General features: G+C 69.9%; 11 protein-coding genes. 7 read left to right on the forward strand and 4 right to left on the reverse strand.

What is annotated here, in order from left to right; genetic code table 11:
* Positions 1 to 13 precede the first annotated feature (13 nt).
* The 3 genes from ACJJV7_RS00065 to ACJJV7_RS00075 all read right to left on the reverse strand — a co-directional run bounded on the left by ACJJV7_RS00065 (position 14) and on the right by ACJJV7_RS00075 (position 2,075).
* Positions 14 to 181, reverse strand: a complete 168-nt coding sequence (locus tag ACJJV7_RS00065; protein ID WP_405371585.1) for a hypothetical protein — start codon at positions 179 to 181, stop codon at positions 14 to 16.
* Between the two features lie 80 nt (positions 182 to 261).
* The gene (locus ACJJV7_RS00070; protein ID WP_405371587.1) at positions 262 to 1,638 is read right to left on the reverse strand and encodes an MFS transporter; all 1,377 of its coding nucleotides are present in this window, start codon (positions 1,636 to 1,638) and stop codon (positions 262 to 264) included.
* Positions 1,635 to 2,075: a MarR family winged helix-turn-helix transcriptional regulator gene (locus ACJJV7_RS00075; RefSeq protein WP_405371589.1), complete on the reverse strand. Its 441-nt coding sequence runs from the start codon at positions 2,073 to 2,075 to the stop codon at positions 1,635 to 1,637. Before ACJJV7_RS00075 ends, ACJJV7_RS00070 begins: the two co-directional genes overlap by 4 nt.
* 78 nt (positions 2,076 to 2,153) lie before the next feature.
* On the opposite strand from ACJJV7_RS00075, the gene ACJJV7_RS00080 reads away from it, so the two are divergent.
* Genes ACJJV7_RS00080 through ACJJV7_RS00090 form a run of 3 tightly spaced genes read left to right on the forward strand, consistent with a single transcriptional unit; the run spans position 2,154 to position 5,010 of the window.
* A complete protein-coding gene (locus ACJJV7_RS00080; RefSeq protein WP_405371591.1) occupies positions 2,154 to 3,005 on the forward strand; it encodes an alpha/beta fold hydrolase in 852 nt (283 codons plus the stop codon).
* 44 nt (positions 3,006 to 3,049) lie between these two features.
* A complete protein-coding gene (locus tag ACJJV7_RS00085) occupies positions 3,050 to 4,099 on the forward strand; it encodes a biotin/lipoate A/B protein ligase family protein (protein ID WP_405371593.1) in 1,050 nt (349 codons plus the stop codon).
* The gene (locus tag ACJJV7_RS00090) at positions 4,096 to 5,010 is read left to right on the forward strand and encodes a DNA-methyltransferase (protein WP_405371595.1); all 915 of its coding nucleotides are present in this window, start codon (positions 4,096 to 4,098) and stop codon (positions 5,008 to 5,010) included. The genes ACJJV7_RS00085 and ACJJV7_RS00090 overlap by 4 nt, the downstream gene beginning before the upstream one ends.
* Positions 5,011 to 5,021: 11 nt before the next feature.
* Here ACJJV7_RS00090 and ACJJV7_RS00095 read toward each other — a convergent pair whose 3' ends face one another.
* Positions 5,022 to 5,552 (reverse strand): YcxB family protein, encoded by a 531-nt coding sequence (locus tag ACJJV7_RS00095; RefSeq protein ID WP_405371597.1) that lies wholly within the window; start codon positions 5,550 to 5,552, stop codon positions 5,022 to 5,024.
* 101 nt (positions 5,553 to 5,653) lie between these two features.
* Here ACJJV7_RS00095 and pxpA point away from each other — a divergent pair, with 101 nt between their 5' ends.
* The 4 genes from pxpA (at position 5,654) to ACJJV7_RS00115 (ending at position 12,627) form a co-directional block, all read left to right on the forward strand.
* Entirely contained in the window at positions 5,654 to 6,409 is a 756-nt protein-coding gene (pxpA, locus tag ACJJV7_RS00100; RefSeq protein ID WP_405371599.1) for a 5-oxoprolinase subunit PxpA, read from the forward strand.
* Positions 6,403 to 8,013: a 5-oxoprolinase/urea amidolyase family protein gene (locus tag ACJJV7_RS00105; protein WP_405371601.1), complete on the forward strand. Its 1,611-nt coding sequence runs from the start codon at positions 6,403 to 6,405 to the stop codon at positions 8,011 to 8,013. The genes pxpA and ACJJV7_RS00105 overlap by 7 nt, the downstream gene beginning before the upstream one ends.
* An 18-nt stretch (positions 8,014 to 8,031) precedes the next feature.
* Entirely contained in the window at positions 8,032 to 8,640 is a 609-nt protein-coding gene (locus ACJJV7_RS00110) for a hypothetical protein (protein WP_405371603.1), read from the forward strand.
* 489 nt (positions 8,641 to 9,129) lie between these two features.
* Positions 9,130 to 12,627: a DNA-directed RNA polymerase subunit beta gene (locus tag ACJJV7_RS00115; protein ID WP_405371605.1), complete on the forward strand. Its 3,498-nt coding sequence runs from the start codon at positions 9,130 to 9,132 to the stop codon at positions 12,625 to 12,627.
* Positions 12,628 to 12,636: the final 9 nt, after the last annotated feature.

Consider the following 12,636-nt stretch of genomic DNA (forward strand, 5'->3'; position numbering starts at 1 on the left):
CGCCGCCGGAGCGTCAGGCGGGGGTGTCGTCGGGGTCGAGCATCGCGACGGTGTCGGCTTCGACGTCGTTGTCGGCGTCGAGCTCCTCCTCCGTCGTGTCGTCGCCGCCGAGCGGGTTCTGCTGCTCGATCGGGGCTTCGCCGTCGTCGGTGGCGTTCTGGTCCGCGTCGTGTTCGGTCATGGCGGTCACGCTACGCCCGGCTCCTCCCGCGCCCGGCCCCCTTGACAGGGTGCCCGGCGCCGGCGAACCCGGCCGAAGGCTCAGGCCCGCTCGCCCCGGTCGCCCCGCTCGCCCCGGTCGCCCCGATCACCCCGATCATCGGGCAGCCGGATCGGCGTGGTCGCGGCGACCTCGTCGCTGAACTCCTCGGGGGCGATCACCGAGATCGGGCGCGTCTCGTCGATCGTGAGGGCGAACCGGCGCGACTGGTGCCGGTGCAGGCGGCCCGAGAAGAGCAGCCAGCCTCCCCCGATGCCGAAGGCGATGAGGGCGGCGGCCGCGCCCACGAGGATCGCGATGCGGGGCCCGAACGCGTCGGCCACCCATCCCACGATGGGAGCGCCGATCGGCGTGCCTCCCATGAGGATCGCCATGTACAGCGCGAGCACCCGGCCGCGGAGCGCGGGTTCGGTCGTCGTCTGCACGTAGCCGTTCGCCGTCGTCAGGGTGGTCACCGTGGCGAACCCGACGAACATCAGCGCGGCGGCGTAGAGGCCGTAGACCGGCATGAAGGCCGACACGATGGATGCCGCGGCGAACAGCCCGAGTCCGGCGATGACGAGACGGAGCCTCGCCCGGTCGCGGCGGGCGGCGAGAAGGGCGCCCGCGAGCGATCCGATCGCGAGGATAGAGCTGAGCACGCCGTACCCGTCAGCCTCCTGGCCGAACTCGAGCGCCATCGTCGAGGCCAGGATCGGGAAGTTCATCCCGAACGCCCCGAGGAGGAACACCATGATGAACGTGACGATGAGGTCGGGGCGGCTGCCGACGTAGCGCAGGCCGTCGGCCATGCGCGCGGCGCTGCGCATCTTCGGCCGGGGGACGAGTTCGTCGCTGCGGATGAGGAGCAGCGCAACCAGCATCGCGAGGAACGTGATCGCGTTCAGCATGAACACCCAGCCGGTGCCGACGGCGACGATCACGAGGCCTGCGACGGCGGGCCCGATCATGCGCGCCGTGTTGAACGATGCGGCGTTCAGCGCGACGGCGTTCGACGCGTTCTCGCGGGCGACGAGGTCGGAGACGAAGGCCTGGCGGGTCGGGTTGTCGAAGGCGGCGACCATGCCCAGTCCGAAGGCGAAGGCGTACATGACGGGGAGCGTCATGGCATCCATCAGCAGCAGGATGCCGATGATGAGGCCGAGCGTCATGAGCGACCCCTGCGTGACGAACAGCAGCTTGCGGCGGTCGAACTTGTCTGCGACCCAGCCGGTGAGCCCGACGAGCAGGAGCGGGGGTGCGAACTGCAGCGCCATCGTGATGCCCATGGCGGTGGCGTCGTTGTCGGTCAGCTGGGTGAGGACGACCCAGCTCAGCGCGGTGGCCTGCATCCACGCGCCGACGTTCGAGACGAGGGCGCCGATGAACCACACGCGGTAGTTGAAGACGGAGAAGGAGCGGAACATCGTGGAACTCATCGTTCGGCGGCCTCCTGCATGATCTCGGCGGCCTTCGCGAGCGTCGCGCGCTGATCGGGGCTCAACTCTTCGAGGACGGTCCCGAGCCAGGAGTCGCGGCGCCGCACGGTCTCGACGACGACCTCGCGTCCGGCGTCGGTGAGGTCGATGTTGACCTTCCGCCGGTCGGTCTCGTCGGGCGTGCGCGAGATGTACGCCAGCTCCTCGAGGCAGTTGACGGTGCGGTTCATCGACGGCGCGGAGACGCGTTCGCGCTCGGCCAGCTCGCCGAGGGTGTGCGGCCCGTGGACCTTCAGCGCGGCGAGGACGGCGAACTGCCCGTCGCTCATCGAATCGACGGCGCGTTCGGAGCGGAGGCGTCGCGCCAGACGGAACGTCGCCATGCGCAGATCGGATGCCGCGTGGGCGAGGTCATCGGAGGGGGAGGTGTCAGTCATCTGTTTAGTTAGCATAGCTCATTAGTCTGGCTAACGGCTGGGCGATCCGAGGTCGGGGCGGCCCATAGGATGCGGAGCATGCCCGAGTTCATCGATGCACACGGCATCGCGATCGTCTACGACGTCCACCCCGCCCACGGCGCCCCCCGCGGCGTCGTCCAGCTGCTCCACGGCGTCGGCGAGCATGCCGGCCGGTACGCGACGACGATCGGCGCCCTGACCGAGGCCGGGTTCATCGTCTACGCCGACGACCACCGCGGCCACGGCCGCACCGGCATGCGCCAGCACGGCGGCGACGCGACGCGTCTCGGCCGGCTCGGGCCGGGCGGGCTGCGAGCCGCGGTCGCCGCGTGCGTGCGGCTCAGTGGGATCATCCGCGACGAGAACCCCGGCCTCCCGCTCGTCCTCCTCGGACACTCGTGGGGCTCGTTCCTCGCGCAGATGATGGTCGACGACGCCCCGCAGGCGTACGACGCGCTCATTCTGTCGGGTTCGGCGCTGCGGTGGCCCGGCGACCTCAACGCGGCACCGCTCAACAAGCGGTGGGCCGGTCCCGGAGCGAACGGCACCGAGTGGCTGTCGACGGATGCCGCCGTGGGCACTGCCTTCCTCGCAGACCCGCTGACCACGACCACCCCGCTCGCCGAGCTCTTCGGCATCCGCGACACGCTCCGGCTCATCGGCCGCCCCCGCCGCGACCTCGGGGTCGCGCTCCCGGTGCTGCTCCTCGTGGGCGGCGACGATCCGGTCGGGGGGCCGAGAAGCGTCCACCGCCTCGCGGATGCCTACCGGAACCGCTCGAAGCTGACCGACGTGACGACCTTCGTCTACCCCGATGCGCGTCACGAGATCTTCAACGAGGCGGTGCAGGGCGAGGTGCGCGCCGACCTCCTGGCGTGGCTCGACCAGCGGATGCCTCGTCGCGACTGACCACCCGCGCACCCGGCGCTCCCGAACAGCGCCACAATGGACTCATGCACGGTGAGTACAAAGTCCCTGGCGGCAAACTGGTCGTCGTCGATCTCGAGGTGCAGGACGGTCGCATCGCGGAGTTCCATCTAGCCGGTGACTTCTTCCTCGAACCCGACGACGCGCTCGCCGACATCGACGCCGCGGTCACCGGGCTCCCGGTCGAATCCGACGTCGCGGCCATCGGGGCGGCGGTCCGCGCCGCCCTGCCCGAGGGTGCTCAGCTCCTCGGCTTCACGCCTGAGTCGGTCGGTACGGCCGTGCGCCGCGCCCTCATCGTCGCGCCGGGCTGGACCGAGTTCGAGTGGGAGATCATCCACGAGAAGGCGGTCTCGCCGGCGATGAACCTCGCCCTCGACGAGGTCCTCACGACCCGCGTCGGCGATGGGCGCCGAACGCCCACCCTGCGGATCTGGGAGTGGGACGAGTCGGCCGTCGTCATCGGATCGTTCCAGTCGTACCGCAACGAGGTCGACCCCGAGGGCGCCGCGCGTCACGGGTTCGAGGTGGTCCGCCGTATCTCCGGCGGCGGCGCGATGCTCATGGCGGCGGGCTCGATCGTGACCTACTCGCTGTACGTGCCGGCATCCCTCGTGGCGGGCATGACCTTCGCGGACTCGTACGCCTTCCTCGACGACTGGGTGCTGCACGCACTCCGCTCGCTCGGCATCGAAGCGACGTATCAGCCGCTCAACGACATCGCCTCGCCCTCGGGCAAGATCGGCGGCGCCGCGCAGAAGCGGCTCGCCAACGGGGGAGTGCTGCATCACGCAACCCTCAGCTATGACATGGACGGTCAGGTCCTGACCGAGGTCCTCCGCATCGGCCGCGAGAAGCTCTCCGACAAGGGCACGACGTCGGCGGCCAAGCGCGTCGATCCGCTCCGGAGCCAGACCGGTCTGCCGCGCGCGGAGATCATCGAGCGCCTCAAGGAGACGTTCGCGTCGCTCTACGGAGCGAAGGAGGGTGAGCTCTCGGCCGAGGAGTACGCCGAGGCCGAGCAGCTCGTCGCGTCGAAGTTCTCGACCGACGCCTGGCTGCAGCGCGTTCCGTGACCGTCGAGATCCACCTCGGCGACAACCTCGACGTGGCGCGGCGGCTGCCCGACGCCTCCTTCGCGCTCGTGTACCTCGATCCGCCCTTCAACACCGGTCGGGCGCAGGAGCGGGCGATCGAGTCGGCCACCCGATCGGTTCCCGATCCCGACCCGGCCGCGCTGATCGATTCCGCCCTGGTGTCGGGTTCCGCCGCGGCGGAGCTCCCGGGGGGCGCTGGCCCGGCATCCGGTCCGGTGAAGGGCGGCTTCCGGGGCGCCTCGTACGCCCGCACCCGCGGGATGCTGCGGCTCTACGACGACCGATTCGACGACTACTGGGCCTTCCTCGAGCCGCGGGTGCGCGAGGCGTGGCGCCTGCTCGCCGACGACGGCACGCTGTATCTCCATCTCGACTACCGCGAGGCTCACTACGCGAAGGTCATGCTCGATGCGGTCTTCGGTCGGGAGTGCTTCCTCAACGAACTCATCTGGGCGTACGACTACGGGGCGAAGTCGCGTCGCCGATGGCCCTCGAAGCACGACACGATCCTCGTGTACGTCAAGGATCCGGCCCGGTACCACTTCGATTCCGAGGCCGTCGACCGAGAGCCGTACATGGCGCCGGGGCTCGTGACACCCGAGAAGGCGGCGCGGGGAAAGCTCCCGACCGACGTCTGGTGGCACACGATCGTCCCCACGTCGGGGCGTGAGAAGACGGGCTACCCGACGCAGAAGCCCGAGGGCATCCTGCGCCGGATCGTGCAGGCGTCGAGCCGGCCGGGCGACCGTGTGCTCGACCTGTTCGCGGGCTCGGGGACCACGGGCGCCGTCGCCGATGCCCTCGGCCGTGACGCGGTGCTCGTCGACCACAGCCCTGAGGCGGTCGCGGTCATGCAGACACGCATGCCCGCCGCGAGGCTCGCGGGCTGACGGGGCGCGCCTCAGCGGGCGAGATGCCCGGTGCGGAGCGCGGTCACGTCGTCGTCGGTGAGCAGGTCGCGGGGGAGGAGCACCGCGGCGCCCTCGAGGTGCACGAGGTTCACGATCACCGTGTCTCCCGAGATCGTGACGCCGGAGATCGCCGCGTACCGGATCTCGGCGCGTCCGGTGGCGGCTTCGATCTCGAGTCCGTCGGACGTGACCGCGCAGGCGATCTCCTGGCCGAGCGGGTATGCGGCCTGCGTCGCTCGTCGCAGCCGTGACGCGCGCACGCGCCGGTAGGCGACACCGACGATCAGGGCGAGAAGCGCCAGGGGAACGAGCTGCAGGATCATCCGCGGGTTCATCGAGATCGCGTACCAGAGGACGGCGACAGCGATCATCCCGAGCGCCGATGCGATGACGAACCCGTTGAACGGCTTCACCGTCGTGAGGTAGTCGCGGACGAGCCGTCGGGGCAGGTCGGCGTCGGCGATCATGGTCCGCGCCGATCCTGCGATGGGCGTGCGTGCGTCGTGCATGGCGTCGGTCATCGTGCCCCCCCGGTCGCCCTCATCGTGGCACGGGGTGGCCGCGGACCGCTACAGCGCGGTCACGGGGTGGCCGAGGGCCCCGACAGCGATAACGTGGGGCGATGGCCCCGATCGACCTCAACGCCGACCTCGGCGAGACCGTCGACGGGCGTCCCACGGCCGACGACGCCGCCATGTTCGCCGTCATCTCGAGTGCCTCCATCGCGTGCGGGGGCCACGCCGGCGACACCCGCTCGATGCGCGAAGCAGTCGAACGGGCGGCCGCCGCCGGTGTCGCCGTCGGCGCGCATCCGTCCTTCGTTGACAGGGCGGGCTTCGGCAGGACCGCCCTCGAGGTCGACCCGGTCGAGCTGCGGTCGCAGGTGCGCGGTCAGCTCGAGGCGCTGCTCATGGCGGGCGCCGACCTCCGCTACGTCAAGCCGCATGGAGCGCTCTATCACGTGGTCATCTCGCGCCCAGATGCCGCCGCCGCCGTCATCGGGGCCGTCGCCGACGTCGCCGGGGCGCTCGGGCGGGCCCTGCCCGTCCTCGGGATGCCGGGGGAGATCTCCCGTGCCGCCGGCGAGGCGGGCCTGCCGTTCGTGCGCGAGGCCTTCCTCGACCGGGCCTACCTCCCGTCGGGTGCGCTCGTCCCGCGGTCGCAGCCCGGCGCCCTCCTCGAGAGCGTCGATGCCGTCGCGGCTCGGGCCGTCCGCATGGCGACGGAGGGCGTGGTCCGGGCGGTCGACGGGTCGCTGATCGAGGTGGGGGCGGCGTCGCTGTGCGTCCACGGCGATTCGCCCGGCGCGGTCGCGATGGCCCGCGCCGTCCGCGCGTCCCTCGACACGGCGAGCGTCGTGGTGCGGGCGCCGTGGTGATCCTGCCGTTCGGCGAGCGCGCACTGCTCGCCGAACTCAGCTCGCTGGGCGAGGTCGTGGCCCTGGCCGACCGGCTCCGGTCCAGGGCGCTTCCCGGAGTGACCGAGATCCTGCCCGCGGCCCGCACCATCCTCGTGCGGATCGATCCGGCCGTCACCGCGATCGCCACGGTGCAGGCGTGGCTGAGAGCGACGGATGCCGCGTCGGCACCACCCGCGCGGCGGCACGCTCCGCTCGTCGAGGTGCCGATCGTGTACGACGGACTCGACCTCGAGGCGACGGCATCCGAGATGGGCATGTCGGCGGAGGCGCTCGCCGCCCGCCACCACGCCGCGGAGTGGACCGTCGCCTTCACGGGCTTCGCGCCCGGTTTCGGCTATCTCGTGAGCGAGGGCTGGGGGCTCGACGTGCCACGCCTGGCGAGCCCCCGCACGCGCGTGCCCGCGGGGTCGGTCGGCCTGGCGGGGGAGTTCTCGGGCGCCTACCCGCGTGAGACGCCCGGCGGCTGGCGGCTGATCGGCACGACCTCCGCGCAGCTGTTCGACCCGGCTGCGGCCGAGCCCGCGCTCCTGCGCCCCGGTGCGCGGGTGCGTTTCGCGCCCGCGCGGGAGGCGATCGCCCGACCCGCGGCGGCTCCGCAACCCGCGGCGGCTCCTCGCCTCGAGGCGATAGCCCGCACCGAGGCGGCTCCTCGACCCGCGGCGTCGCCCCACGGCGCGGGCGGGCGCCCGGCCTTCACCGTCCTCGCCGCGGGGGCGCTCACGACGGTGCAGGATCAGGGCCGCGCGGGTCGCCTCGCCGACGGTGTCGCGTTCTCCGGTGCCGCCGACCGGGCGGCGCTCCGCACCGGCAACCGCCTCGTCGGCAACGCCGAGGGGGCCGCCGGTCTCGAAATCACCCTCGGCGGCTTCCGCGCCGTCGCGGCCGACGACCTGTGGATCGCCGTGACCGGCGGGTGGGGGCCGCTTCGCGTCGGAGACCTCGAGGTCGATCCTTTCCGCGCCGTCCGGTGGCCGGCCGGGGCGACGCTCGAGGTCGGCCCCCTCGCCCACGGCGCACGGGCGTTCCTCGCGGTGCGCGGGGGCGTCGCCGGGCCGGCGGTCCTCGGCTCCCGCGCCACCGATGTCCTCGCGGGGCTCGGGCCCCGGCCGCTCGCCTCCGGCGACACGGTCGCCCTCTCCGGCGAGGAGGCGGCCGCGATCCCGGTCGATGACCTCCACCCCTGGGGGCCGCCGCCCGACGTCCTCGAGATCCCTCTCGCGCCCGGGCCTCGGCGCGACTGGTTCACCCGCGAAGCGAACGAGCTGCTCTTCGAGGCGCTGTGGACCGTCTCGGCCGACGCCGACCGCATCGGCATCCGTCTCGACGGTCCCGCCCTCACACGGTCCCGCACGGGGGAGCTGCCGAGCGAGGGCATGCTGCCGGGGGCCCTGCAGGTGCCGCCGCGAGGTCGGCCGGTGATCCTCGGTCCCGACGGGCCGGTGACCGGCGGATATCCGGTCATCGCCGTGGTCCCGGATGCCTCTCGCGACCTGCTCGGAGGAGCGCGGCCGGGTACACGGCTTCGCATGCGTCACGCAAGGGTTCCCGGCCGTTTCCTATGACCCTCTACGGTTGAGCACATGACTCGCACCGTCACCGCATCCGCATTCACCGCCCTCGCCCTCGCCACGTCCCTTGCTTTCGCAGGCTGCGCGTCGGGCGGCACGGAGCCCAACACGTCGAACGAGTCCGCAGCTCCCGCCGAGTCGTCCGCCCCCGCTGCTCCCGCCGTCGAGCCCGCCGCGGGCGAGACCGTCTCCGGAGAGGGCTACTCCTTCAAGGTCCCCGAGGGTTGGGGCTTCCCCGAGGACGTTCCCGCCGGATACGACCCGTCGATGTTCTCGGCCGACCTGACCGACGCCGACGGCTTCGCCGACAACGTCAACATCATCACCTCGCCGGCCGGCGAGATCACGCCCGAGCAGGTCGAGACCGCGGGTGTCGCGGAGCTCGAGGGTGCCGGCGCGACCAATGTCACGGCTCTCGACCGCGTCACGATCGGCGGCAAGGAGTCGGCTCACCTCACGGCCGGCTTCTCGGCTGAGGGCGTGGACTACACGGTCGACCAGTACTACTTGACCGCCGACGGCCAGACCCACATCGTGACCTTCTCGTTCAGCCCGGGCGTCGGCCAGGCCGAGCGCGACGAGCTCGCCGAGTCTGTCCTGGCCACCTGGACCTGGAGCTGACCGAGCGCCGCGCTCCGGCATCCGTTCTTCCCGAATCGGTCGATGAGAGAGATCTCATCGACCGATTCGGTCATTCTCCGTGCGGTCTGCGCGCCGAGTCCTAGGCTCGAACCGATTCCGCTTGACCTCATCCGGCGGTATCGACACGGGGTGCGATGCCCACGCATTCGGGAGCGAAGCGGCGCCACCCCCCACCGGCTCGGGTCTCCATCCCGAGTCGGTGGAGTGCGCGGAAATCCCGGCGACAAGCCCGGCATCCGGCTCTATACCGCAGGTTGCGGACCTCGTCAACGATCCGACTAGACACGGCGCGTCGTCCGACCTATAGTAGGTAGTTGCGCTCCCCTCTACTTGCCCTCATATGGTGGTCGGCTCGTGCCTGCGCCCCCGACGGACTCCGTCGGCGAGCGTCGCAGGTAACAGATGTGGGAGTACTCCACCTGACGACAAGGAAAACCAGCCCTCCCCGGGCTCACGGAGGTAATTCCCTTGGCTGCTGCGCGCAACGCAACTTCCACCACCACCCCTAAGAACGGCCGAGGCGCATCCCGTCTCTCGTTCGCCAAGATCTCCGACACGCTGACGGTCCCCGACCTTCTCGCGCTGCAGACCGAGTCGTTCGACTGGCTCGTCGGTAACGACGCGTGGAAGACGCGTGTCTCCGAGGCTCAGGCCGAGGGTCGCACCGACGTCCCCGAGATCAGCGGTCTCGAGGAGATCTTCGAGGAGATCTCCCCGATCGAGGATCTCGGCGAGACGATGCAGCTCTCGTTCACGAACCCCTACCTCGAGCCGGAGAAGTACTCGATCGAGGAGTGCAAGGAGCGGGGCAAGACCTACGCCGCGCCGCTGTACGTCGAGGCCGAGTTCATGAACCACCTCACCGGTGAGATCAAGACCCAGACCGTCTTCATGGGTGACTTCCCGCTGCAGACCGCGCGCGGAACGTTCATCATCAACGGCACCGAGCGCGTCGTCGTCTCGCAGCTCGTCCGCTCGCCCGGCGTCTACTTCGACAAGACCCCCGACAAGACGTCCGACAAGGACATCGTGTCGGCGCGCGTCATCCCCAGCCGTGGTGCCTGGCTCGAGTTCGAGATCGACAAGCGCGACCAGGTCGGCGTCCGCATCGACCGCAAGCGCAAGCAGTCGGTCACCGTGTTCCTCAAGGCCCTCGGCCTCACGAGCGAAGACATCATGAACGAGTTCGCGGGCTTCAGCTCGATCGAGGAGACCCTCGAGAAGGACACGATCCTCACCAAGGAAGATGCCCTCCGCGACATCTACCGCAAGCTTCGTCCGGGCGAGCAGGTCGCCGCCGAGGCCGCCCGCGCGCTCCTCGACAACTTCTACTTCAACTCGAAGCGGTACGACCTCGCCAAGGTGGGTCGCTACAAGATCAACCAGAAGCTGGGCATCGACAAGGCTCTGTCCGACTCGGTCCTGACCGTCGAGGACATCGTCGCGACGATCAAGTACCTCGTCCGTCTCCACCGCGGCGACGTCAGCTACGACGGCACCCGCAGCGGCAAGCCCGCCGAGATCCGTCTCGACATCGACGACATCGACAACTTCGGCAACCGTCGCATCCGCGCCGTCGGCGAGCTCATCCAGAACCAGGTCCGCACCGGTCTGTCGCGCATGGAGCGCGTCGTCCGCGAGCGCATGACCACGCAGGACATCGAGGCGATCACGCCGCAGACCCTGATCAACGTGCGTCCCGTCGTGGCGGCGATCAAGGAGTTCTTCGGAACGTCGCAGCTGTCGCAGTTCATGGACCAGAACAACCCGCTCGCGGGCCTGACCCACAAGCGTCGCCTCTCGGCCCTCGGGCCGGGTGGCCTCTCCCGTGAGCGCGCCGGCGTCGAGGTCCGTGACGTCCACCCGTCGCACTACGGCCGCATGTGCCCGATCGAGACGCCGGAAGGCCCGAACATCGGCCTGATCGGCTCGCTCGCGTCGTTCGCCCGCATCAACGCGTTCGGCTTCATCGAGACCCCGTACCGCAAGGTCGTCAGCGGCAAGGTCACGGCTCAGATCGACTACCTGACCGCCGCCGAGGAGTCCGACTACATCGTGGCCCAGGCCGGCGCCGAGCTGACCTCCGACGGCACGTTCGTCAACGACCGCATCCTGGCCCGCCGCGGCCAGGGCGGCGAGGTCGACCTGTTCCCCGTCGACGAGATCGGCTACATGGACGTGTCGCCGCGCCAGATGGTCTCGGTCGCCACCTCCCTCATCCCGTTCCTCGAGCACGACGACGCGAACCGCGCCCTCATGGGTGCCAACATGCAGCGTCAGGCCGTCCCGCTGCTGCGCAGCGAGTCGCCGATCGTCGGAACCGGTATGGAGGGCTTCGCCGCCATCGACGCCGGTGACGTGCTCACCGCCGACAAGGCCGGTGTCGTCACCGAGGTCTCGGCCGACGTCGTCACCGTCCAGCTCGACGAGGGCGGCACGCAGGACTACTTCCTCCGGAAGTTCGACCGCTCCAACCAGGGCACGTCGTACAACCAGCGCGTCGTGGTCTCGGCCGGCGAGCGCATCGAGGTCGGCGAGGTCATCGCCGACGGTCCCGCGACCGAGAACGGCGAGCTCGCCCTCGGAAAGAACCTCCTCGTCGCCTTCATGACGTGGGAGGGTCACAACTTCGAGGACGCGATCATCCTCAGCCAGGAGCTCGTCAAGAACGACACCCTCTCCTCGATCCACATCGAGGAGTACGAGGTCGACTCCCGCGACACGAAGCTCGGCAAGGAGGAGATCACCCGTGATCTCCCCAACGTCAGCCCCGACCTGTTGAAGGACCTCGACGAGCGCGGCATCATCCGCATCGGCGCCGAAGTCCGCCCCGGCGACATCCTCGTCGGCAAGGTCACGCCCAAGGGTGAGACCGAGCTGTCGGCCGAGGAGCGCCTGCTCCGCGCGATCTTCAACGAGAAGAGCCGCGAAGTCCGTGACACCTCGCTGAAGGTTCCCCACGGTGAGCAGGGCACGATCATCGCCGTCAAGGAGTTCAACGCCGAAGACGGCGACGACGAGCTCGGCTCGGGCGTCAACCGTCGCGTCGTGGTCTACATCGCCCAGAAGCGCAAGATCACCGCCGGTGACAAGCTCGCCGGTCGACACGGCAACAAGGGTGTCATCGCGAAGATCCTCCCCGTCGAGGACATGCCCTTCCTCGCCGACGGCACGCCCGTCGACGTGGTCCTCAACCCGCTCGGCATCCCGGGTCGAATGAACTTCGGCCAGGTCCTCGAGACCCACCTCGGCTGGGTCGCGAAGCAGGGCTGGAAGGTCGACGGCAGCCCCGAGTGGGCAGGCAACCTGCCCGAAGAGGCATGGGAGGCTGCGCCCGGCACGAAGGTCGCGACCCCCGTGTTCGACGGTGCGTTCGAGGAGGAGATCGCTGGTCTGCTCGACTCGACCAACGTGAACCGCGACGGAGAGCGTCTCATCGACAGCTCCGGCAAGGCAGCGCTGTTCGACGGTCGTTCGGGCGAGCTGTTCCCGGCGCCCATCTCGGTCGGCTACATGTACATCCTGAAGCTGCACCACCTCGTGGACGACAAGATCCACGCCCGCTCGACGGGTCCGTACTCGATGATCACCCAGCAGCCGCTCGGTGGTAAGGCGCAGTTCGGCGGTCAGCGCTTCGGTGAGATGGAAGTGTGGGCGCTCGAGGCTTACGGCGCGGCATACGCGCTGCAGGAGCTCCTCACGATCAAGTCCGACGACATCGTCGGTCGCGTGAAGGTCTACGAAGCCATCGTCAAGGGCGAGAACATCCAGGAGCCCGGCATCCCGGAATCGTTCAAGGTCCTCATGAAGGAGATGCAGTCACTCTGCCTGAACGTCGAGGTCCTCTCGGCCGACGGCACCGAAGTGAACCTGCGCGACAGTGACGACGAGGCCTTCCGCGCTGCGGAAGAGCTCGGCATCAACATCTCCACCCGGTTCGAGTCGACGTCCATCGACGAGATCTGACCCGGCCCG

Source organism: Microbacterium sp. Ld4, assembly GCF_045066555.1.
Lineage (GTDB): Bacteria > Actinomycetota > Actinomycetes > Actinomycetales > Microbacteriaceae > Microbacterium.